This window comes from Hydrogenophaga soli, assembly GCF_054777695.1.
Genome location: NZ_BAAHAK010000004.1, coordinates 329,491 through 351,760, shown reverse-complemented (window position 1 = coordinate 351,760; position 22,270 = coordinate 329,491). Strand labels below are relative to the sequence as shown.

At 67.1% G+C, this 22,270-nt stretch carries 20 protein-coding genes; 9 read left to right on the top strand and 11 right to left on the bottom strand.

Translation table 11 applies throughout. From position 1 onward, the window contains the following. Positions 1-7 precede the first annotated feature (7 nt). A complete protein-coding gene (gene dapB / locus ACYVB7_RS09790) occupies positions 8-811 on the bottom strand; it encodes a 4-hydroxy-tetrahydrodipicolinate reductase (RefSeq protein WP_460506876.1) in 804 nt (267 codons plus the stop codon). A gap of 6 nt (positions 812-817) precedes the next feature. Further along, positions 818-1,396 carry an outer membrane protein assembly factor BamE gene (locus tag ACYVB7_RS09785; protein ID WP_460506874.1) on the bottom strand — a complete coding sequence of 193 codons (579 nt, stop codon included), beginning with the start codon at positions 1,394-1,396 and terminating at the stop codon, positions 818-820. Positions 1,397-1,538: 142 nt separating this feature from the next. Here ACYVB7_RS09785 and fur point away from each other — a divergent pair, with 142 nt between their 5' ends. Beyond that, complete coding sequence (fur, locus tag ACYVB7_RS09780) at positions 1,539-1,964, top strand: ferric iron uptake transcriptional regulator (RefSeq protein ID WP_460507037.1); 426 nt, start codon at positions 1,539-1,541, stop codon at positions 1,962-1,964. A 27-nt stretch (positions 1,965-1,991) separates the two neighbouring features. Here fur and hprK read toward each other — a convergent pair whose 3' ends face one another. From hprK to hpf, 3 genes are all read right to left on the bottom strand, one after another. After that, entirely contained in the window at positions 1,992-2,942 is a 951-nt protein-coding gene (hprK, locus tag ACYVB7_RS09775) for an HPr kinase/phosphorylase (RefSeq protein WP_460506872.1), read from the bottom strand. Next, positions 2,939-3,409 (bottom strand): PTS sugar transporter subunit IIA, encoded by a 471-nt coding sequence (locus ACYVB7_RS09770; protein ID WP_460506870.1) that lies wholly within the window; start codon positions 3,407-3,409, stop codon positions 2,939-2,941. The genes hprK and ACYVB7_RS09770 overlap by 4 nt, the downstream gene beginning before the upstream one ends. A 148-nt stretch (positions 3,410-3,557) precedes the next feature. Beyond that, entirely contained in the window at positions 3,558-3,887 is a 330-nt protein-coding gene (gene hpf / locus ACYVB7_RS09765) for an HPF/RaiA family ribosome-associated protein (RefSeq protein WP_460506867.1), read from the bottom strand. 221 nt (positions 3,888-4,108) lie between these two features. Between hpf and ACYVB7_RS09760 the strand changes: the two genes are divergently transcribed. Together ACYVB7_RS09760 and ACYVB7_RS09755 are read left to right on the top strand one after the other, a co-directional pair. Beyond that, positions 4,109-5,350, top strand: coding sequence for a patatin-like phospholipase family protein (locus ACYVB7_RS09760; protein ID WP_460506865.1), 1,242 nt, complete (start codon positions 4,109-4,111; stop codon positions 5,348-5,350). A 37-nt stretch (positions 5,351-5,387) separates the two neighbouring features. Then, positions 5,388-5,789, top strand: a complete 402-nt coding sequence (locus tag ACYVB7_RS09755) for a DUF3717 domain-containing protein (protein ID WP_460506863.1) — start codon at positions 5,388-5,390, stop codon at positions 5,787-5,789. Positions 5,790-5,819: 30 nt separating this feature from the next. Here the strand turns inward: ACYVB7_RS09755 and ACYVB7_RS09750 are convergent, their stop codons facing one another. The 3 genes from ACYVB7_RS09750 to purB form a co-directional block, all read right to left on the bottom strand. Continuing rightward, positions 5,820-6,593 carry an oxygen-binding di-iron domain-containing protein gene (locus ACYVB7_RS09750; protein ID WP_460506861.1) on the bottom strand — a complete coding sequence of 258 codons (774 nt, stop codon included), beginning with the start codon at positions 6,591-6,593 and terminating at the stop codon, positions 5,820-5,822. A 39-nt stretch (positions 6,594-6,632) separates the two neighbouring features. Beyond that, positions 6,633-7,193, bottom strand: a complete 561-nt coding sequence (locus ACYVB7_RS09745; RefSeq protein WP_460506859.1) for a YaeQ family protein — start codon at positions 7,191-7,193, stop codon at positions 6,633-6,635. 64 nt (positions 7,194-7,257) lie between these two features. After that, positions 7,258-8,670 (bottom strand): adenylosuccinate lyase, encoded by a 1,413-nt coding sequence (gene purB, locus ACYVB7_RS09740; protein ID WP_460506858.1) that lies wholly within the window; start codon positions 8,668-8,670, stop codon positions 7,258-7,260. A 125-nt stretch (positions 8,671-8,795) separates the two neighbouring features. Here purB and ACYVB7_RS09735 point away from each other — a divergent pair, with 125 nt between their 5' ends. Beyond that, complete coding sequence (locus ACYVB7_RS09735) at positions 8,796-9,413, top strand: glutathione S-transferase C-terminal domain-containing protein (protein ID WP_460506856.1); 618 nt, start codon at positions 8,796-8,798, stop codon at positions 9,411-9,413. A 228-nt stretch (positions 9,414-9,641) separates the two neighbouring features. Here ACYVB7_RS09735 and ACYVB7_RS09730 read toward each other — a convergent pair whose 3' ends face one another. Together ACYVB7_RS09730 and glnE are read right to left on the bottom strand one after the other, a co-directional pair. Further along, positions 9,642-10,250 carry a rhomboid family intramembrane serine protease gene (locus ACYVB7_RS09730; protein ID WP_460506854.1) on the bottom strand — a complete coding sequence of 203 codons (609 nt, stop codon included), beginning with the start codon at positions 10,248-10,250 and terminating at the stop codon, positions 9,642-9,644. Positions 10,251-10,264: 14 nt separating this feature from the next. After that, entirely contained in the window at positions 10,265-13,036 is a 2,772-nt protein-coding gene (gene glnE / locus ACYVB7_RS09725) for a bifunctional [glutamate--ammonia ligase]-adenylyl-L-tyrosine phosphorylase/[glutamate--ammonia-ligase] adenylyltransferase (RefSeq protein ID WP_460506852.1), read from the bottom strand. A gap of 61 nt (positions 13,037-13,097) precedes the next feature. On the opposite strand from glnE, the gene ACYVB7_RS09720 reads away from it, so the two are divergent. The 4 genes from ACYVB7_RS09720 to ACYVB7_RS09705 all read left to right on the top strand — a co-directional run bounded on the left by ACYVB7_RS09720 (position 13,098) and on the right by ACYVB7_RS09705 (position 20,823). Continuing rightward, a complete protein-coding gene (locus tag ACYVB7_RS09720) occupies positions 13,098-17,231 on the top strand; it encodes a YhdP family phospholipid transporter (RefSeq protein ID WP_460506850.1) in 4,134 nt (1,377 codons plus the stop codon). Positions 17,232-17,247: 16 nt separating this feature from the next. Next, positions 17,248-18,063 (top strand): carbon-nitrogen hydrolase family protein, encoded by an 816-nt coding sequence (locus tag ACYVB7_RS09715; protein ID WP_460506848.1) that lies wholly within the window; start codon positions 17,248-17,250, stop codon positions 18,061-18,063. 82 nt (positions 18,064-18,145) lie between these two features. Then, complete coding sequence (locus ACYVB7_RS09710) at positions 18,146-20,182, top strand: two-component system sensor histidine kinase NtrB (protein WP_460507035.1); 2,037 nt, start codon at positions 18,146-18,148, stop codon at positions 20,180-20,182. A gap of 11 nt (positions 20,183-20,193) precedes the next feature. Next, complete coding sequence (locus tag ACYVB7_RS09705) at positions 20,194-20,823, top strand: response regulator transcription factor (RefSeq protein ID WP_460506846.1); 630 nt, start codon at positions 20,194-20,196, stop codon at positions 20,821-20,823. A 24-nt stretch (positions 20,824-20,847) separates the two neighbouring features. Here ACYVB7_RS09705 and ACYVB7_RS09700 read toward each other — a convergent pair whose 3' ends face one another. Beyond that, a complete protein-coding gene (locus ACYVB7_RS09700) occupies positions 20,848-20,988 on the bottom strand; it encodes a hypothetical protein (protein WP_460506844.1) in 141 nt (46 codons plus the stop codon). Between ACYVB7_RS09700 and mltA the strand changes: the two genes are divergently transcribed. Further along, positions 20,921-22,270: a murein transglycosylase A gene (gene mltA / locus ACYVB7_RS09695; RefSeq protein WP_460506841.1), complete on the top strand. Its 1,350-nt coding sequence runs from the start codon at positions 20,921-20,923 to the stop codon at positions 22,268-22,270. The two genes, ACYVB7_RS09700 and mltA, sit on opposite strands and share 68 nt — an antisense overlap.

The window sequence follows — 22,270 nt, the reverse complement described above, 5'->3', positions numbered from 1 at the left end:
CCTGCGTTCAACGCAGGTTGAGCACGTCGAACATGTCGTACAGGCCGGTGGGCTTGTCGGCCAGGAAGCGGACCGCCCGCAGGCTGCCCTGGGCGTAGCCCGCCCGGCTGCTGCTCTTGTGACTGATTTCGATGCGCTCGCCCGTGCCCGCGAACAGCACGGTGTGGTCGCCCACGATGTCGCCACCGCGGATGGTGGCAAAACCGATGCTGGACGGGTCACGCTCACCGGTGACCCCCTCACGGGCGTACACCGCGCAGTCTTTCAGGTCGCGCCCCAGCGCCTCGGCAATGACCTCACCCATCTTGAGCGCCGTGCCCGAGGGGGCATCCACCTTGTGGCGGTGGTGGGCCTCGATGATTTCGATGTCGTAGCCGGTGGACAGCGCCTGCGCCGCCATCTGCAACAGCTTGAACGTGACGTTGACCCCCACACTCATGTTGGGCGCCATGACGATGGCAATGTGCTCGGCCGCGCGGGCGATTTCGGCTTTTTGCTCGTCTGAGAAACCGGTGGTGCCGATCACCAGGTTCACCCGGTGCGCCACGCAGGCCTTCAGATGGGCCATGGTGCCTTCGGGCCGGGTGAAATCGATGAGGCAATGCGCCCCGCCCAAACCTTGGGCCAGGTCGGCGGTGATGGATGCGCCCGTGGTTTTGCCCAGGAAGGCGGCGGCGTCCTGCCCCAAGGCCGGACTGGACGAGACGTCCAAGGCGCCACTGAGGTGGCAATCGTCGGCCGCACACACGGCTTCGACCAGCATGCGGCCCATGCGGCCACTGGCCCCGGCCACGCAAATGTGGTGTGTCATGAAAAATCAGCGGGCTGGAGCTTCCAGCGGAGGGTAGTTGACGATGGGCGGGGCCAGCGGTGCATCGCTGGCCGGGGTGGGCCGGGCGGAACGGTTGCGCTCGGCAAACTCTTTCAGGCTTTCCTCGCTGGCCTCCAGCACGGGCGGTTTGCCTTCGCGTTTGCGGCCATCGAGCGAGGCCACAAATTCGGCCTCGGTCGGCAACTCGTCCGATTCGATGTGGTCGAGCACATCACCCTTGAAGAAGGCTGTCAGCTTGCGCTGCTGGGGCGGCAGGCCCGGCTTCTTGTAGGTGAACACGTAGTCCCAACGGTCGGCATGGAACACGCTCACCAGCAGCGGCGTGCCCAGGATGTCGCGCACCTGGGTGCGGGGCATGCCCGGCTTGACCGCCTGAGCCTGCTCGCGTGACACGAAGTTGCCCTGGATGATCTCGATGCGGTAAGGCGTGACCCACTGGCCCACCGACCCCACCGAATCCACAGCCGATTTGAGGCTGGAACAGCCCGACAGGGCCACAAGCACAAGCCCAACGGCCAGCCCGTGCAGGCGTCGGTCGCGTGTCTGGTTTGACGAATCGAGCATCGGTCTGATCGGGAAGAAATCCTGCACGGGGCAGGGACAAGCCCCAAGAGCGCATCGGCCCTGCGGCGATATGATCGGACCATTGTACTGGCGGGTCTGCGTGGCCCGTGCGCCTCTTCAACCGACCTCCCTCATCGCCCCCGTGACCAACATCGACGAACTCAAGAGCAACGGGCTCAAGGCCACCTTGCCCCGCCTCAAGATTCTGGAAGTGTTCCAGCGCGGATCCCAACGGCACATGACGGCCGAAGACGTGTTCCGCGTGCTGCTGGAAGACCGTTCCGACATCGGCTTGGCCACCGTCTACCGCGTGCTGATGCAGTTTGAGCAGGCGGGCCTGCTGTCGCGCAGCCACTTTGAATCAGGCAAGGCCGTCTACGAGCTGAATGAAGGCCAGCACCATGACCACATGGTGTGTGTGGACTGCGGTCGGGTGGAAGAGTTTTTCGACGCCGAAATCGAGCGTCGCCAGCATGCCATTGCGGCAGAAAAAGGCTTCAAGTTGGAAGACCACGCCTTGTCGCTGTACGCCCGCTGCGTCAAGGACAACTGCCCGCACCGCAACTAGGCCACTCAAGGCCCCGGCCACCGTCGGTCAGTGGCCCTGCTCCATGGCACGGCGCTGGCGCTGCACAAACTCCTGGTAGGTGTCCACGCCCCGCAGTTGCAGGATGGTGTTGCGCACGGCTGCTTCCACCAGCACGGCGATGTTGCGTCCGGCCACCACCTGGATGACGGTCTTGCGCACCGGAATGCCCAGAATGTCCTGGTACAGGGGCTCGTGGGGCATGCGCTCGTAGTCGCGCTCCATGGTTTCGCGGCGAACCAGGTGCACGATGAGCTTGAGCCGCATGCGGCGGCGCACCGCCGTCTCGCCAAAAATGGCCTTGATGTCCAGCAGACCGATGCCACGCACCTCCAGCAGGTTTTGCAGCAGGTCGGGGCAACGCCCTTCGATGGTGGTCTGGTTGATGCGGTACAGGTCCACCGCGTCGTCGGCCACCAGGCCGTGACCGCGGGAAATCAGTTCCAGGCCCAGCTCGCTTTTGCCCAGGCCGGACTCGCCGGTGATCATCACCCCCATGCCCAAGATGTCCATGAACACACCGTGCATGGACTGGCGTTCGGCAAAGTGCTTGGACAGGTAGGCCCGCAGCACGTCGATCACGAACGCCGCCGACTCGTGGGTGGAAAACAGCGGAATGTGTGAACGTTCGCACAGCGACACCAGAGCGTCGGGGGCCACCTGGTTGTCGGCCACGATCAACACCGGAGGCTCCAGCGTGACGATGCGGGCCACCCGGCGGGCGCAATCTTCCGCGGTGGCGCTGGCCAGGTAGGACACCTCGCGCTCGCCGATCACCTGCACCCGATAGGGGTGGATGTAGTTCAGGTAACCCACCAGATCGGCACCGGAGCGGGCGGCACGCACCGCGAGGTCGTCAAACCGGCGCTCGGACGCCCCCAGGCCCGCCACCCACTGCCACCTCAGCGACTCCCGATGATCCTCGAACAGGACGTCGGCGCTGATGACGGACGGTTTCATGCGCTGGCGTGGGCCGACTGCCAAGCACCGATCAGGCCGTGCAGGGCCTCGGCGTCCGGAGCCGATTGCATGCGGTCGCGCAGGCTGCTGTCACTCAGCAACTCGGCGATTTCCGACAGGATTTCCAGGTGTTTCTGCGTGGCGGCTTCAGGCACCAGCAGAAAAATCATGAGGTTGACCGGTTTTTCATCCGGTGCATCGAATCCGATGGGGTTGGCCAGCTGAAACACCGCCGCCATGGGCTGTTTGAGCCCCTTGATGCGTCCGTGCGGGATGGCCACGCCGTGCCCCAGCCCCGTGGACCCCAGACGCTCCCGGGCAAACAGGCTGTCAGTGATCAATGCCCGGTTCAACCCGTGCTGGGATTCGAACAAAAGCCCAGCCTCCTCGAATGCACGCTTTTTGCTCGTGGCGTCCACGTGGACAAGCACCTGCGTGGCAGGCAGGATGGCAGAAAGACGGTTCATGGCAATCGGATGGATGCAGACCTAGGAGGCGCGATTATGCATACCGACCTCATGGGCTGTCACAACAGTGGGATAAAAAAAGCCGCCAGATTCTGGCGGCTTGGCGTCAATGCGACAGTCGGTTGAACTGCCGCATGCACAAAAAACATCACATCAGTCGCTTGGCGGAATCGTGATGGTGCTCCTGGGCCTTGTCCTTGTAGCGAATGACCTGGCGGTCAAGCTTGTCGGCCAGCTCATCCAAGGCCGCGTACAGGTCCTCATGGGCACTCTCGGCAAACAGGTCTTTGCCCTTCACATGGATGTTGCACTCGGCACGCTGCCGGGCTTCCTTTTCCTTGTGGTTGTCCACCGTCAACAGCACCTTGACGTCCACCACCTGATCAAAGTGGCGGGTGATGCGATCCAGCTTGGACGAGACGTAGCTGCGCAGGGCAGGCGTCACTTCGAGGTGGTGTCCGCTGATGGTGAGATTCATACTAACTCTCCGTTTCTCCAGGTTGACAAAGCATCCGTCAGACCTTGGTCCGACGGATCCAGTGAAGCGCGCTTGAGTCCACTATGCCGCCGTTCGGGCGGGCTGACAAGCGGATCAGGTCAGATTTCTGCGGTTTTTTTTTGCTTCGCCAAACCGGCCAAAATGGCCACTTCGGTGGCACCATGGTGAGTGGTTCACCAGCAGCCCGAGAAAGCATCGGCATGTCCCTGGACACCTTGATCAGCAGCAGCCTGCTCCAGCCCCGAACGCCCACCCCCACCACGGGAAGCACCGCCTTGGTCCTGATGGGCGGCGGGGCCCGAACGGCCTACCAGGCGGGCGTGCTCAAGGCACTGCACCACATGCTGGCCCGAGAAACACCGCAAGGCGGCGCGGCAACATTTCCATTCCAGATTCTGCTGGGCACGTCCGCCGGGGCCCTGAATGCCACCTACCTGGCCAGCGTGGCCGACAAAGGCCTCGCCGCCCTGTCTTCGCTGGGCGATTTCTGGTCCACCCTGAAGTCCGAGCAGGTCTACGACCTGGCCACGCCGACGTGGGCGCGATCCGGACGCCTGCTGGCCGGATGGGCGCTCAGCCGCCAGGTCAAGAAGCACCGGGCCCTGCTGGACAGCACCCCGCTGGTGAACACGCTGCACAACGCCATCGACCTGATGCGCCTGGAAAGCAACCTGCAGCAGGACGTGCTGCGGGCCGTGGCCGTCACCGCCTCCAGCTACACCACGGGCGTGCACTGGACCTTCTGCCAAGCCAGCCCTCACCATCCGTTGGAACCCTGGGGTCGCCCCGATCGGCGGGCTGACATGCAGCCCATCACCATCGAACACCTGATGGCCTCGGCCGCCATTCCGTTCCTGTTCCGGTCCGTGCCCTTGTGGGTCAACGGGCACAAGGAGTTTTTTGGCGATGGCTCCATGCGGCAGTCCTCCCCCTTGTCACCGGCCATTCACCTGGGGGCCCGCAAGGTGCTGGCCATCGGCGTGGGACAACCCCAGCGGGCGGGCATGGTTCGGCAGAACGAAGACGAGCCCAGCGTCGGCACCATCGCCGGCCATGCGATGGCCAGCGTGTTCAACGACACCCTGCAAACCGACGTGGAGCAGGCCCAACGCGTGAGCCGGACCCTGCGCAGCCTGCCTTCGGAATTGATGCAGGCCCTGCCCTACCAGCCGGTGGATGTGCTGGTCATCCAACCCACCCAGTCCATGGACGAACTGGCCTTGCGCCATGTCCAGGCGCTGCCCGAAAGCACCCGGCACATGCTGGAGGGACTGGGGGCCCTCAGCACCACCCGGGGCACGGCCAGCAGCGCCGCCGCACTGGCCAGCTACCTGTTGTTCGAACGGCCTTTTGTCCAGGCGTTGATGGACATGGGTGAATACGACGCCAGCATGCGGCGCGATGAGTTGCTGGATTTTTTCCGGCGCGGCGACACCCGCTGACGTTTGCGGGTACCCTCACGGCCCCATGCCTGTGCCCATGCCCGCCATTCACATCACCGACATCGAAGCCGCCATCAACCACTGGCGCACCCTCAAGCCGTCACCCGACGGTGTGGCCCTGGCCCCCGAGCTGCGGGCGCTGGCCGAGGTGTACGCCTTGATGATCTGGCACCAGCAAGACCTGGCCGAGGAAGCCTCCATGCCCCAGGCCGCCCGCGAGGCCTGGCTGGCGTGGTACGACACCACGCCCGACACGCCCTGCATTGCCATTTGCTCCACCTCGCAAGGCGACGAGGTGTGCAAAGGCTGTGGCCGCACGTTTGAAGAGGTCCAACGCTGGACCGAAATGACGCCCGCTGAAAAACGGGCCACTTGGCACCGCATCACCCAGGAAGGCGAGGCACTGCGGTTCAACCGCTACGCCGAGCGGGCCATCTGAGGCCTGAAGCCGCCCCAGGGGTTCGCGGCTTCAGGCCGCAGGAATGGCGTAGTGGCCTTGCCCCAACAGGTCCACGCCGCAGCTGAGAGTCTGGATCCAGTCGATGAACTCCCAGACCGCCTGCCCTTTGAGGGGGGCGCCGTGCTGCGGCACGATCATGTCGATGGGCAGGTCCCGCACCATGTTGGCCCACAGGCGAAGCACCTTGGACGACACCATGTAACGGCGGTGGAAGCCCTCCATCTTGGGAATGTGCGCCGCCAACGAGGTGATGGGCACCCCGGCATCGGCCGATGCCATCAGGGACACGCCCAAGTCACCCGTGAACAGGATGCGGCTGACCGGATCCCAGAACTGGAAGTTGCCTTCCGAGTGCATGAAGTGCGCGGGCAGGGCCACCAACTCGGTGTCCCCCACCCGGATGTGCATGCCCGGGTCGGGGATGCCGACGATGCGCCCCACCGTCTTGCCCGGCTTGCAGAAGTGCGGGGCAAACCGCTCCCACAGCCGGGAGATGTACAGCGTGGCCTGGGTGCTGGTCATCCAGCGGTCCAGCGACGCGATGATGTCCGGGTCGGCGTGCGACGCCAGGATCTTGTCCAGCTTTTGAGGCGGGAAGAACCGCCCGATGGTCAACAACAGCTCGTTGTAGGCCACGTTGCCACCCGGGTCGATGATGCAACCGGTGTCTTTGTGGATGACCAGGAACTGGTTGGCCTGCACCGCCTCACCGCCTCCCTCGTCAGACAGGTGGGTGAACATCAGGCACACATGGCCTTGATGGTTGTACAGCTCAATGGCCATGCTTCAAACTCCAGGGAATAAAGACCAACAAATCGTCCATCACAGCCACCGCACACACTCCAGGTGCACGCTGCTTTGCGCATTGCCCAGCGTCAGGCCACCCTCTTGCACCGTGGCTTGGAGCTGCATGCTGCGCTCGGCCAGGGCGGCCAATGGGGCCACCGCATCGAACGGGATGCGCCAGACCTCCAGATTTTGAGGGCGAGTCAGCTTGTTGGCGATGCTTTTCCACCACACCTCGGCGGCATGACCGAAGGCATACACCGCCACCCGGTCGGCTTTGTTGCAGGCCTTGAGGATGGGTTTCTCCTCGGGCTGCCCCACCTCGATCCACAAACGGGTCTGGCCCGTGAAGTCGCGCAGCAGCACATCGGGCTCGTCGGGGTCAGACAGGCCGGCACCGAAGGTCAGCGTGCCATCCCCCCCGCAGGTGGTGTTGAGGTGATGGGCGTTGAGGGCCAGCGCCACCAGTCGGACCATCATGCGCTCGTCGGTTTCGCTGGGGTGGCGGGCCAGCGTGAGCGCATGGTCGGCGTAGTAGCCGTGGTCGATGTCGGCCAGCTGCACGCTGGCCTTGAAGATGGTGGATTTGGTGGCCATTGTTATGCTTTTGATAGCTGCTTGCGCTTATGTAAAAAGCGCTAGAGGCCATTTTTATTATCAATCAGACGCGACGTGCCAGTTCCGCGGCCTTGCCCACGTAGCTGCCCGGGGTCATGGCCAGCAGGCGGTCTTTCTCGGCTTGTGGAATGTCGAGCGAGGCGATCAGGCCGTGGAGGGCTTCGGCGGTGACGGTCTTGCCGCGGGTCACTTCCTTCAACTTCTCGTAGGCACCCTGCACGCCAAAGCGGCGCATCACGGTCTGGATGGGTTCGGCCAGCACTTCCCAGGCAGCATCGAGGTCGGTGGCCAGGGCTTCCTCGTTCAACTCCAGCTTGTTCAGCCCGGTCATCAGCGACTGGTAGGCCAGCACGGCGTAGCCCAGGGCCACGCCCATGTTGCGCAGCACAGTGCTGTCGGTCAGGTCGCGCTGCCAGCGGCTGATGGGCAGCTTTTCGCTCAGGTGGCGCAGCATGGCGTTGGCCAGGCCCAGGTTGCCTTCGGCGTTTTCGAAGTCGATGGGGTTGACCTTGTGCGGCATGGTGGACGAACCGATCTCGCCCGCCTTGAGCTTTTGCTTGAAGTAGCCCAGGGACACATAGCCCCACACGTCGCGGCTGAAGTCGATGAGGATGGTGTTGACCCGGGCCACGGCGTCGAACAGCTCGGCCATGTAGTCGTGCGGCTCGATCTGGATGCTGTAGGGCTGGAAGGTCAGGCCCAGGCCCAGGGGCTCGGGCGTTTCCACCACTTTCTTGCTGAAGGCTTCCCAGTCAAAGTCGGGCCAGGCCGACAGGTGGGCGTTGTAGTTGCCCACGGCACCGTTCATCTTGCCCATGATCTTGACCGCGGCAATGCGCTCCACCCCGGCTTGCAGGCGCATGACCACGTTGGCGATTTCCTTGCCCACGGTGGTGGGGCTGGCGGTCTGGCCGTGGGTGCGGCTGAGCATGGGCACCTCGGCAAACGCATGGGCCATTTCGCGCAGTTTCAGCAGGATTCGGTCCAGTGCGGGCAGCACCACCACGTCACGGCCGGCGCGCAATTGCAAGGCGTGGCTGGTGTTGTTGATGTCTTCGCTGGTGCATGCAAAGTGCACGAATTCGGCGGCGGCTTCCAGCTCGGTGCGGGCCTCGAACTTGGACTTGATCCAGTACTCCACGGCTTTCACGTCGTGGTTGGTGGTTTTTTCGATGTCCTTGATGGCGTTGGCATCGGCCTCGGAGAAATTCTTCACCAGCCCCAGCAGGTAGGTCCGTGCGCCGGGCGACAGTGGCTTGAACTCGGCAAACCCGGCATCGGACAGGGCGATGAACCACGCCACCTCCACCTGCACCCGGCGATGCATGTAGCCCTGTTCGCTCATGAGCGGACGCAGGGTGGCCAACTTGGCGGCATAACGACCATCGAGGGGCGACAGCGCGGCCACGGCGGACAGAGAAGAGGGGGAAATGGGGGCGGTTTTGGCGGCAGACATGGGCGGAATTGTAGGCAAGGCCCGACCTCGCCACCGCAAAGGCAGACCAACCCGCTGGGTGCCAGGGCCAAAAGCGGCTGGCTACAATGAATTTCAACAGCCCGCCGGGCACTGTACACATTTACATGAAACTCATTGGCAGCCTGACCAGTCCCTATGTGCGCAAAGTGCGCGTCGTGATGGCAGAGAAGAAGCTGGACTACCAGTTCATTCAAGAAGACGTCTGGGCCGCCGACACCCAGATGGACCGCTACAACCCCCTGGGCAAGGTGCCCTGCCTGGTCATGGAGGGAGGAGAAGCGGTGTTCGACTCGCGGGTGATCGTGGAGTACCTGGACACCCTTTCGCCCGTGGGCAAACTCATCCCCAACACCGGACGCGAACGCGCCGAAGTCAAGACCTGGGAAGCGCTGGCCGACGGCGTGCTGGACGCTGCCTTGCTGGCCCGCATGGAACAGACGTGGTCACTGCGTGCGGAGCACGAACGCTCCCAGGCCTGGGTGGATCGGCAGTTGGGCAAGATCCACGCGGCCCTCAAGGCGATGTCGCTCGGCCTGGGCGACAAACCCCATTGCTGCGGGGTTCACCTGAGCCTGGCGGACATTGCCGTGGGCTGTGCCCTGGGTTACCTGGACTTCCGCTTCCCCGCCATCGACTGGCGAGGCCCTTACCCCAACCTGGCCAAGCTGGCCGACAAGCTGGGCCAGCGCCCCAGCTTTGTCGACACCCGACCCCCGGTCTGAGCACCGGGAAAAGAAAAGAGCCGCGAAGCGCCCCGACACGAAGAAGGGAGGGAGGGAGGAGGAGAACCGTCCCGGGATTTCTGGGGTCCGTGGCGGACACCGCAGGCTTCGCGACCTGAAAACCTTTGCTCCGGTCAGACCCCGGGCGCACCGCACAAGTTCCCCCGCTTGAAAAAATTAAAACAATAGCATCAATCGCTTATAAATAAAGCGCCACATGCCATTTTTTCATTCAATATTGAGAGATACCCTCGCACGCCGAGTCAGCACCCGCATGGCCCCCCAGGTCAGCAGCGCCCCTGCCACGACCCCCACCAGGTGCGCCGACTGAACCACCGAAATACCCAGGCCGTCGCTCCACACCACGGGCCGTGTCCACGCCTGCTCCAACCCCAGCTTCACGCCCAGCCCCAGCGCCAGCACCCACCCCCAGCGCCGGACCTGAGGGCCTCGCTCAACGCCCAGCAGCAACTGGACGGCCACGACCGCCACCGCCGCATGGACCAGCCCGGACAAACCCACGTAATGCCCCACCAAAGGCCACCCGACCTGACACAAGGGAATCAGCGGCCAGGCCAACACCCAGGCCAGGCTGGCACGGCCATCGGGCCGCAGCACCCAGGCCATGGCGGCCAACGCCCCCACCGCCAACTGGTTGCTGATGAGGTGCGGGGTGTTGCGGTGCACCCAGGCGCTGGTCCACAGCGTCCAGGGCCGCTGAAGCCAGTCGTCGGCCCGCCAGGTCATCCACGCCCCCAGGCCGTCGCCCATCCACCACACCAGCATGCTGACCACCGCATGGCCCACACACAGACCCAACCAATACCGGGAACGCATGCCGTTGCGCGGCCTCAGCGGTTGCCCAGCACCTGCGCCCACAGGCGCTGGATGGCGGCCCGTTCTGCGGCCACCGCGTCGGGGTCCACGTGGGTGGGGGCCTCGTCCAGCCGGGCCCGGTGCTGGATCTGGCGCAACACCCGGTAGGCATCAGCCGCCGCAACCCCCACGCCAGCGGGCAGCAGCCCCACGGCCTCGGCCCGTTGCAGCAAGGCGATGTTGCCCACGTTGTCCTGCAACAGCGTGTGCCGCCCCGACTCGGCCAGCACCAGGTGCTGGACCACGAACTCGGCATCCACCATGCCGCCGGGGCTGTGTTTCACGTCAAAACGACCACTCGGCACCGGATGGGCTTGCGACACCTTGGCCCGCATGGCGCGGATTTCCCCGGCCAGGGCCTGGGCGTCGCGCGGGGCGGTGATGACCGTCTGCCGCACCGCGTTGAAGCGCCCCTCCAACGCCACATCGCCCAGCACACAACGGGCGCGGGTGATGGCCTGGTGCTCCCAGGTCCACGCGGTGTTGCTGCCCCGGCCCTCCTGGTAGCTGGCATAGGCTTCAAACCGGGTGACCAGCAGGCCGGAGTTGCCGTTGGGTCGCAGCGCCGTGTCGATTTCGTACAGGTCGCCTTCGCCGGTGCGCACTGTGAGCCAGTTGATGAGCTTGCGGATGAGCTGGGCATAGGTGTCCGGGGCGTCCGGGTGGTCGTCGTCGTAGACGAACACGATGTCCAGGTCGCTGCCGTAACCCAGCTCCTTTCCGCCCAGCTTGCCGTAGCCGATGATGGCCACCGACGGGTGCTCGCGGTGGCGCTGCTTCAGCCGCTGCCAACACCACTGCACGGTGACCCGCAGCACCGAATCGGCCAGGGCGCTCAGGTCGTCGGCCACCTGCTCCACGGTCAGCACCCCCTCGACGTCGCGGGCCAGGGTGCGGAACACCTCGGCATGGTGTGCGCGGCGCAGCAGGTTGAGCAGGCTTTCCTCGTCGTCTTCACAGGTGGAGCGCAGCGCGGCCAGCCGGGAGGCCAAGTCGTCCTCGAACTGGCGGGCATCAAAGCGCTCCTGGAACAGCTCGCGCCCAGCCAGCTCGTCGATCACGCCGGGGTGCGCCAGCAGGTACTTGGCGGGCCAACGGGCCGCCCCCAACAGGCGCAGCAGGCGCTCGTGCACCGACGGGCGCTCTTGCAGCAGCGCCAGGTAGCTTTCGCGGCGCAACAGGGGTTCGATCCAGTCGGCCATGCGCAGGGTGGCGGCCTCGTTGCAGCGGCCCTCGTCCAGCCAGGCCGCGGTGCGCTGCACCAGGCGAACCAGCCGCTGGCGGGCGTCGTCACGCAAGGCCAGCACACGCGGGTGGGTGCTCCAGGCGGCCACGCGCTCGGCAAACGCCGGGGGCAAGCCCAGCAGCAAGGCCGCCAGGTCGGACTCCGGTGGGTCGGCACGCCCGGCGCACCCCTTGCCCCGGCACCCCGGGGTGGGCGCACCCAGCAAAGTATCGAATTCTTGCGCCACCACCTCGCGGTGGGCGTCCAGCGCATGCAGGAAGGGGCACACACCGTCAAAACCCAGGGAGCGGGCCACCCAGGCCAAGTCGTCGTCGCGGGTGGGCAGCAGGTGGGTCTGCTGATCGTCCAGGTACTGGATGCGGTGCTCCACCCGGCGCAGAAAGCGGTAGGCGTCGGCCAGGGCCGCGGCGGTCTGCGGCGGCATGAGTCCGGCCTTGGTGATGCGGGCCAGCGCGTCCAGCGTGGGGCGGGTGCGCAGCTCGGGGAACTGCCCACCCCGCACCACCTGGAGCAGTTGCACGGTGAATTCGATTTCCCGGATGCCCCCGCGCGACAGCTTCACGTCGTTGGCCCGCTCCGGGTGCCCCGCGGCCCGCTTGCTGGCGTGGTCGCGGATCTGGCGGTGCAGGGTGCGCAGCGCGTCGAACACGTTGTAGTCGAGGTAGCGCCGGAACACGAAGGGCAGCACCACGCCACGCAAGGCCTGGGCGCTGCCATCGGCCACGCTGGCCGTGGGGGCCACCACACGGCTCTTGAGCCAGGCAAACCGCTCCCACTCCCGCCCCTGCACCTGGAAATACTCTTCCAACGCCCCCAGCGACACGGCGGGCGGGCCGGAATTGCCATTGGGGCGCAACGCCAGGTCCACCCGGAACACAAAGCCGTGCTCGGTGGTCTCGCCAATGAGCTGCTGCACATGCCGCACCAGCTTGCCAAAGTACTCGTGGTTGGAAATGCGCGAGCGCCCCTGGGCGTTGCCCGCGGTTTCGCCGTCGTGGTCGTAGACGTAGATGAGGTCGATGTCGCTGGACACGTTCAGCTCGCGGGCGCCCAGCTTGCCCATGCCCATCACCCACACCTGGGCCACCGCGCTGCCGCCGTCCACTCCGCTGGTGGGCCGCAGGGGCGCACCATGCAGCTCGTCGAGGGTGGCCTTGGCATGGGTGACTGCCGCATCCAGCGCCAGCTCGGCCAATTCGGTCACCCCGCGGGTGACCACGGCCAAATCGGCCTGCCGGTCGCAGTCCAGCACGGCCAGCCGAGCCATCAGCAGCTGCCGGGTGACCCGAAGCGCAGCCCCCAGCGCCAGCCCGCGGGCCTGCAAGGCCTCCAGGGCCTGGCCGAGGGTTTCGCGGGTGGGGGGACCTTCGGGCAGCAGCGTCAGCCAATCGGCGTACCGCCGGTGCACGCGCTGCACCAAACGAGAGTGCTCGGACAAGGGGCCGGAGGCCAGGGAGGCCGCCGGGACAGATTCAACACAAGGCTGATGGGGCACGGACATCCGGGAGGTCTCGGGCAAGAAAGTCGGGCAACGCGGACAGAAGGCGATAATTTGTGCATCGATGAGCCGTTTGTTCCCCGCCCCTTACCGCCTCCTTGCATGGGGCGCCGCCCTGGCCAAAGCCATGTTGTGGCTGGTGGCTGCGGGCTGGTTGCTGGCGGGGCTCACGCTGGGCGCGATCCACGGAATCATTGTGCCGCGAATCGCCCAGTGGCTTCCCGACCTGGAAGTGCTGGCCACACGGGCAACCGGGATACCGGTGCGCATCGGCCACATCCAGGCCCACAGCCAGGGCTGGATTCCCTCGTTTGAACTGTCCGATGTGCGCCTGGTGGACCCCCAGGGGCGCGACGCCCTGGTGCTCAAGCGGGTGCTCACCGCGGTGTCGGTGCCCTCGCTGTGGCGCATGGGATTCGAACAGATCTACATCGACCAACCCGAGCTGGATGTCCGACGGCGCACCGATGGTCACATCGAGGTGGCGGGCCTGGACCTGATGGCCACCACCGACGACCAGAATGCGCCCAACGCCGCCGCCGACTGGTTTTTTGCCCAGACCGAATTCGCCTTGCGCGGCGGCACCGTGCGCTGGACCGACGAGCTTCACCACCAGCCGCCCGTGACGCTGGAACAGGTGGACCTGGTGGTTCGCAACCCGGGCCGCCGCCACCTGTTGCGACTCGATGCCACACCCGCAGAAGGCCTGTCAGGCCGTTTCACCCTCATGGGCGCGTTTCGTTCCCCGCTGTTTTCGCTGCACCCGGGGCGGGTGGGCGAGTGGCGCGGCACGGCCTACACCCACATGCCGTCGGTGGACCTGGCCCGGCTCGCCGCCCCGGTGCACCTCACGTCCTCCCTGGGGCTGTCGGTGCAGGAAGGACACGGCGCCCTGCGTTGGTGGGTGGATGTGGACGGAGGGCAACTGGTCAGCACCACGCTGGACCTGGCGCTGACCGATGTCCAGGCCCGTTTTGCCCAGACCCAGCAACCCCTGTCGCTCAAGACCTTCGAAGGCCGCGTGGAGCTGACGCACCAGCGGGGTGGCTGGGAACTGTCCACCCCCCAGATGGCGTTCGAAACCGCGTCGGGCACCCGCTGGCAGCCGGATCGCCTGCGCGCCTCCTGGCACCCCGACGACGACCGTCAGACCGACCCCACCGGCACCGGCCGGGGTGAGCTGAGTGCCGGACGGCTGGATTTGCGGGCCCTGAGCGAACTGGCCACCGCCCTGCCCCTGCCGCCCGAGGTGCTGAGCCAGCTGGCCTCCCTGCAACCCGCCGGACAACTGGACACCCTGACCCTGAACTGGCACGGCAACCAGCAGGCCTGGGACCGCTACAGCGCCAAGGGCAAAGGCAGCGGCCTGTCCCTGGCCGCCGCCTTGAACCCGCCACCCGGCCACCCCCTCAGCCCCAAACCCCGCCGCCCCGGGTTCAGCGGCGCGGCGGTCGACTTCCAGTTCGACCAGCAGGGCGGGCAAGCCAAGCTGGACGTCGAGCACGGCGAACTGGTGTTCCCCGGCGTGTTCGAAGACCCCACCGTGCCCATGGACCGGCTGACCGCCGACCTGCGCTGGACCCTGCAGGGCAGCGACATCCAGGCCCAGTTCCAGAACGTCAAGTTCAGCAACGCCGACGTCCAGGGCCAGGCCAGTGGCCAGTGGCGCACCAGCAAGCCGGACACCAGCTCGTCCCGCGACCGCTTTCCCGGGGTGCTGCAGCTGGACGGGTCGCTTTCGCGTGCCAAAGGAGACCGGGTGCACCGCTACCTGCCCCTGGTGGTGGCCCAGGACGCACGGCGTTACGTGCGCGAGGCCATTGTGGGTGGCGAGTCGCACGACGTGCGCTTCCATGTTCACGGCGACCTGTGGGACATGCCCTTTGACGACCCGGTCACCGGCGACTTCCGCATCACCGCCAAGGTCAACCGCGTGGACTACGCCTTTGTGCCCCCGGGCTGGCAACCCGAAGCCTCCCTCAAATGGCCCGCGCTGCGGCAGCTGGAAGGTGAGTTGGTGTTTTCGCGCAGCAGCATGTCGCTGCAGGTGGCCCGTGGCTCGGTGGCCGATGCCCCGGGCCTCAAGGTCACCCGGGCCAGCGCCCGCATTGCCGAACTGTCCGACAAGGCCGTGGTGGAGGTGAACGCCCAGATCGAAGGCCCCTTGGCCGACGCCCTGGGCGTGGTGCGCCGCAGCCCCTTGGCCGACATGACCCAAAAGGCCTTGAACGACGCCAAGGGCAGCGGTCCGGCGGTGGTGCAGTTCGGGCTCAAGCTGCCGGTGGCCCACCTGGCGCAAACCTCGGTCAAGGGCACGGTCACCCTGCCCGGCAACGACCTGCAGGTGAGCCGCAACGCCCCGCTGCTGGCGCGAACCCGCGGCGTGGTGGAGTTTTCAGACAAGGGTTTTCAGGTGGTGCAGGCCAGCGCCCGGGTGGCCGGGGGGGATTTGCAGTTCTCGGGTGGCATGCGGGACGCCGACCCCGAAGGCCTGCTGAAATTCCAGGGCCAAGGCACCGCCACCGCCGAAGGGCTGCGGCAAATGCCCCAGCTGGGCCCGGCGGCGCAGCTGGCCCGACACGCCCAAGGGAGTGCGCCCTACCAGATCCAGCTCCAATGGGGGCCGCTGGGCCCCGAATGGGCCGTGCAGACAGCCCTGCAAGGCGTTCAGGTGAACCTGCCTGCGCCCCTGTCCAAACCCGCAGGGCAGGCCTGGCCCCTGAGCTACCGCAACAGCCTGCAACCGCCGCCCGCCGCCAACACCGGCCCACAGGAACTGCTGCAGGTGGACCTGACCACCCCCGAAGCCCCCTTGCTGGCCCTGCGCCTGCAACGGCCCGCGACACCCCAGGCCACGGCGCCCTGGCGCGGCGTGGTGGCGGTGGGCGCCACGGAAGTCGCCAACCCCGTGGCCTTGCCCAGCGCGGGCGTGTCGGCTCGGCTGAACCTGCCTGAGTTGGACGCCGATGCCTGGGATGCCGCGCTGAGCCAGCCCCAGGCGCCCCCGACATCCGGCAGCCGAAGTGACCCCGACAGCGGCCTGTCGGTCGACCAGGTCCAGCTGCAAACCCCCCGACTGACGACAGGGGGCAAAACGCTGACCCAGCTGAAAGCCACCGCCCGCCGCCGCGACGACCAATGGTCCGGGCAGGTGCAGGCCCGTGAGCTGGAGGGTCAGTTTGACTACACGCCCCCCGGCCGCGATGCGCCCGCCCGCAGCAGCGGGCAACTGCGGGCCCGCCTCAAGCGCCTTCAGCTGCAAAATCACCCGGGGACCGAAAACGCCGCCTCCGCCTCCACGCCCCCACCCGCGGTCACCTCGCACGGGCTGCCCGCGCTGGACGTGGAAGTGGCGGCCCTGGAGGTGGATGGACGGGCGTTGGGCGCCCTGTCCCTGCAAGCCGTCAACCGCACCACGGAGCGCAACGCCAACGAATGGCGGCTGCACCACTTCAGCCTCAAGCTCCCGGAAGCCGAACTCAGCGGCTCGGGCAACTGGGTGACGGTGGGCGCCAGCAGCCCCGAGGCCTCCAGCCAGGCCCCGCGGCGCACCGCCCTCAACCTGGTGCTGGACATCCACGACGCCGGCGCCTTGCTCAACCGCTTTGGCATGACCCACGTGGTGCGCGGCGGCAAGGGGCAGCTCACCGGTCAGTTGGCCTGGCTGGGCATGCCCTATGCGCTGCACACGCCCAGCCTGACGGGCCAGTTGCACATCGACCTCAACAGCGGTCAGTTCCTGAAAGCCGATCCCGGCATTGCCAAGCTGCTGGGGGTGCTGAGCCTGCAATCGCTGCCGCGCCGCCTGGCCCTGGATTTCCGCGACGTGTTCTCGCAAGGCTTTGCCTTCGACTTCGTGCGCGGCGACGCCCAGGTGGAGCGCGGCGTGGCCCGCACCAACAACCTGCAAATGAAAGGCCCCAGCGCCGCGGTGCTGCTGGAGGGGTCGGCCGACATCGGCAGCGAAACCCAGGACATCCGGGCCGTGGTGGTGCCCGAGCTGAATGCAGGCACGGCGTCGTTGATCGCCACCGTCATCAACCCCGCCATCGGCCTGGGCACCTTCCTGGCCCAGGCCATCATCCGCCAGCCGCTGATCCAGGCCTCCACGCAGACGTTCCGCATCCACGGCCCCTGGGCCGATCCGGTGGTGGACCGTGTGAAGGACGTGCCCGATGCTGCCCCCACCCCCCCATGAACCCAGGAGACCGCCCATGAACCCCCGTGTTGCTGCCATCCAGATGGTGTCGGGCACCGACGTGCACGACAACCTGGCCCAGGCCCGCACCCTGCTGGCCCAGGCCGCCACGCAAGGTGCCGAGCTGGCCGTGCTGCCCGAGTATTTCTGCCTGATGGGCCAGCGCGACGCCGACAAGCTGGCCTGGGCCGAACAACCCGGCCAAGGCCCCATCCAGTCCATGCTGCGCACGGCGGCGCGTGAGCTGGGCCTGTGGGTGGTGGGCGGCACCTTGCCCATGGCCACCGACCGCCCCACCCACGTGGCCAACACCACCCTGGTGTTCAACCCGCAAGGCGAGTGTGTGGCGCGGTACGACAAGATCCACCTGTTCCGTTTCGACAATGGCCGCGAGCGTTACGACGAGGCCGCGGTGCTGGTCCCCGGGCAGCGCCCCGTCACCTTCCAATGGACACCCCGCGACGGCCTGGCCCCGCTGACGGTGGGCCTGAGCGTGTGTTACGACCTGCGCTTTCCCGAGCTGTTCCGACAGCTGCAGGCCGACCTGCTGCTGGTGCCTGCCGCCTTCACCCACACCACGGGCCAGGCGCACTGGGAGGTGCTGCTGCGTGCACGCGCCATCGAAAACCAGGCCTTTGTGCTGGCCAGCGCCCAAGGTGGCCTGCACGCCAACGGGCGGCGCACCTGGGGCCACAGCCTGGTGATCGACCCTTGGGGCCAAGTGCTTGCGCTGCAAGGGCCGGGCGCGGGTGTGGTGCTGGCCGACCTGGACCGAGCCGTGCTGGCCCAGACCCGCAGCGACCTGCCCGCCCTCCAGCACCGCGTGTTCTGACACCGCGCAGCGGGCTCAGGTGACCCCGACACCCCCGACCACCGACCCGGTCTCGCCGGTGATCCACCCGCCCATGGGCGGGATGGAACGTCGCGGCCAACTGCGCCGACGGCTGTTGTGGACGGCCATGGTGGCCTTGCTGCTGGGCCTGGTGGGCACCGCCATCGTGCTGGCCCGGCGGTTCCAGGAAAGCCACATCCAGCAGCAGCTGCTGCAGGAAACGGCCACGCTGGTCAGCGACATCCGCACCGGCCTGAACCGCAACATCCAAACGCTGCAAGCCCTGCACGACCTCAACACCAGCCCCGGGGCCTGGTCGGGTCCGGCGCTGGAAATCCTGGAGCAGAACCGGGAAATGGTGCAGCTGGAATGGCGCGACAGCGCCATGCGGGTGCTGGCCTCCAGAACCAGCCCTTTTCACGCCAACAACAGCCTCCGCCGCCACCGCATCGAACGCACCCAGGACGTGACCAGCACCTGTGCCCATGCCCGTCGCACCAGCGCCCCGGCGTACTCCTCCAGCTACTTCCTGCCCGACGGGGAGGGGCATGGCCTGGAGTTGATCGACATGTGCATGCCCCAGGCATCACACGGCGACGTCGGCAGCTACCTGGTGGCCACCTACACGCTGCACGGCCTGTTGACCGAACTGCTGGAACGCACCGCCGTGCGAGGCCGCGGCGTGGCCCTGACGGAAGTGGATGGCACCCGGCTGGCCATCATCGGCGCACGCCCCCCCGGGCCTGCATGGGTGACCGAACAACTGCTGGAACTGCCGGGCACGGTGATGATGCTGCGACTGGAAAGCCCCAAGGCCCGCTTTGACATTGCCTCCAGCGGCGTCACTGGCCTGGTGGCGGCCCTGTCGGCGCTGCTGCTGGGGGTGGTGAGCCTGCTGGGGCGCGACATGCGGCGGCGTGTGCGGGTGGAAAAGCAATTGGCCGAGGCCCTCACCTTCCGCACCGCCATGGAAAACTCGCTGGTCACCGGCCTGCGGGCGCGGGACCTGCAAGGGCGCATCACCTACGTCAACCCGGCGTTCTGCCAGATGGTGGACCGCAGCGCCGACGAGCTGTTGGGTGCCAGCATGCCCTTTCCCTACTGGCCGCCCGAGATGGTGGACGAATACCAACGCCGCCAGGCCATCCGCCTGGCCGGGCAGACGCTGCCCCGGGAAGGCTACGAATCCATGTTCATGCGGCGCGACGGCACGCGCTTTCCGGTGCTCATCATCGAGGCCCCGCTGCTCAACGCCCAAGGCGTCCAGACGGGCTGGATGAGCGCCATCCTGGACCTGACCGAACAACGCCGCGTCGAAGCCCTCTCCCGCGCCAGCGAAGACCGCCTGCAAGCCACGGCCCGCCTGGCCACCGTGGGCGAAATGGCCTCGCTGCTGAGCCACGAACTCAACCAACCCCTGTCGGCCATTTCCAGCTACGCCACCGGCTCGCTGAACCTGCTGGACGCCGAAACCTCCCACCAACCTGGCAACACGCCGGTGCGCGAGGTGGCCGAGGCCCTGGTGCGCATCCAGACCCAGGCCGACCGCGCCGCCCGTGTGATCCGCAGCGTGGGCGACTTTGTCCGCCGCCGCGACCGGCAGCAGGAACTGGTGCGGGAACAGGTGGCGGTGGACAGCCTGCTGGCCGCCATCCTGCCGCTGGTGGGTTTGCAGGCGCGCCGCGAAAACATCCAGTTGGCCGTGGACGTGCCCCCCAATTGCCCCCCCGCCCTGTGCGACCGCACCATGATCGAACAGGTGCTACTCAACCTGGCCCGCAACGGCATGCAGGCCATGCCCCAGGGTCAGCCCTCGGTGGCGTCGGGCCTGCGGGTGCTGAGCCTGGCGGTGCGCCCCACCGCGGTTCAGGATGGGCGGGCCTGGCTGATGTTCAGCGTCACCGACCACGGCAGCGGCCTGCCCGACGACGTGGCCTCCAAGCTGTTCACGCCCTTCTTCACCACCAAGGCCGAAGGCATGGGCCTGGGCCTGAGCCTGTGCCGCACCGTGGTGGAACAACACGGCGGACAACTCACGCACGAACCGGCCCAACCCTGCGGCACGGTGTTCCGCTTCACGCTGCCCATCGCTTCCGAAACCAGAGCAGCCCAACCATAATGGGCGTCACCATGGCACAACATCCGCTGCACCACAAAGTGTTCATCGTGGACGACGACGTCGGCGTGCGCGACGCCCTGTCCTGGCTGCTGCGCACCCGTCGCCTGCTGTCCGACACCTTCGACAGCGCCGAGGCGTTCCTGCTCGACCCCATCTGGCAGTCGTCCCCCCACGAAGCCTGCTGCCTGTTGCTCGACGTGCGCATGCCGGGCATGAGCGGGCTCACCCTGTTCGAGCGCCTTCAGGCCCTGCCCTGGGCCGCCACCGTGCCGGTGGTGTTCCTGTCCGGCCACGCCGACGTGGCCACCGCGGTGGACGCGGTCAAGCGCGGGGCCTTTGATTTCTGCGAAAAGCCGTTTTCCGACAACGCCCTGGTGGACCGGGTGGAAAAGGCCCTGGAAGCCTCACACACGCAGGTGCTGCGGCTGGCCCGGGAGCGGGAGATCCAAGCCCTGCTGACCCAACTCACCGAGCGCGAACGCGAGGTCATGGACCGCGTGATTGCCGGGCTGCCCAACAAGCTGGTGGCCGACGACCTCAACATCAGCGTGCGCACGGTGGAGGTGCACCGCTCGCGGGTGTTCGAGAAGATGGGCGTCAAGTCCGCGGTCGAACTGGCCAACAAACTCCTGAAAAAATAGCTGCTTGCGCTTATAGAAAAAGCGCTAGAGGCCATTTTTATTGTTATTTTTTGCCTCATCATCGGGGCGACGTTCACCCCCGGGGCGCCCCGAAAACATGGTCCACCAGACGATCAGCACCAGGATGACAAGCGCACCCAGCGCTTCCAGCAACAACAAGGTCATGCCAGGCATTCTAGAAAGCCCCCCCTTCACCCCATGGGGGCCGCGGGCTTGGCGTGCCACCGCGTTGCTGGCCATGACGCTGGGCCTGCTGGCCGGGTGTGCCAGCCCGGGCCGCGCCCCCGTTTCAGCCCCACTGCCAGAGCCGCCGCACACGTCCAGCCCCGCGGACAGCCCGCCCCTCGCCGTGTCAGACCCCGAAGCCCTGGCCGAGCTGAACGATGCCCTGCTGTGGGCCGCCAGCCAGCCCGCGCCCGCGCCCCTGACCCGCCCCCGCAGCCAGTGGCTGCCCGCCGCCTGGACCGACCTGCCCGGGCTGCACAGCGACCTGGCCGCCGCCGACTGGTCCACCGCCTGGAACGCCTGGGTGCGCAGCTGTGAGCGCCCGGCCAGCGCCTGGCCCACGCTGTGCCGTCAGGTGCGCCCCTTGATGCTGGCCGCCCCCGCCAGCCAACTGGCCTGGATGGTGCGCCACCTCCAGCCCTACCGCGTGGCCGCCAGCGACGGCAGCCTGCCCAGCGGGCTGCTGACCGGCTATTACGAGCCCGAGTTGCGTGCCAGCCGGGTGCGCAGCGCCAGCCACCCGGTGCCGCTGTACGCGCCCCCGGCGGGGCTGAACGGGCAGCAGCCCTGGTTTTCGCGGCAAGACATCGACAGCCGCCCCGACGTGCAGGCCCAACTGGCCGGGCGCGAGATCGTCTGGCTGGCCGACCCCATCGACGCCCTCATCGTCCAGATCCAGGGCTCGGGCCGGGTGAAGGTGACCGAGCCCGACGGCAGCGAACGCACCGTCCGCCTGGCGTTTGCCGGGCACAACGGCCACCCCTACCGCAGCGTGGGGCGCTGGTTGCTGGACCGGCGGGCCATCACCGACGCCTCGTGGCCCGCCATCAAGGCCTGGGCGGCGCGCAACCCCGACCAGCTCAACGACATGTTGTGGAGCAACCCGCGCACGGTGTTCTTCCGCGAGGAGCCGCTGGGCCCGCTGGATGCCGCGTTCGGCCCGCGGGGTGCCCAAGGCGTGCCCCTCACGCCCCAGCGCTCCATTGCGGTGGACCCCGGGGCCATTCCCTATGGCACGCCGGTGTGGTTGGCCAGCCCCGGCCCCACGGCGGTGCTGCAACGCCTGGTGCTGGCCCAGGACACGGGGGCGGCCATCACCGGGGCCGCGCGGGCCGACTACTTTGCGGGTTGGGGGGACGAGGCCCTGGCCATCGCCGGGGGGCTCAAGCAGCCCTTGCAGTTGTGGGCCCTGTGGCCGCGCGCGGGGGTGGGCGCCCCCTGA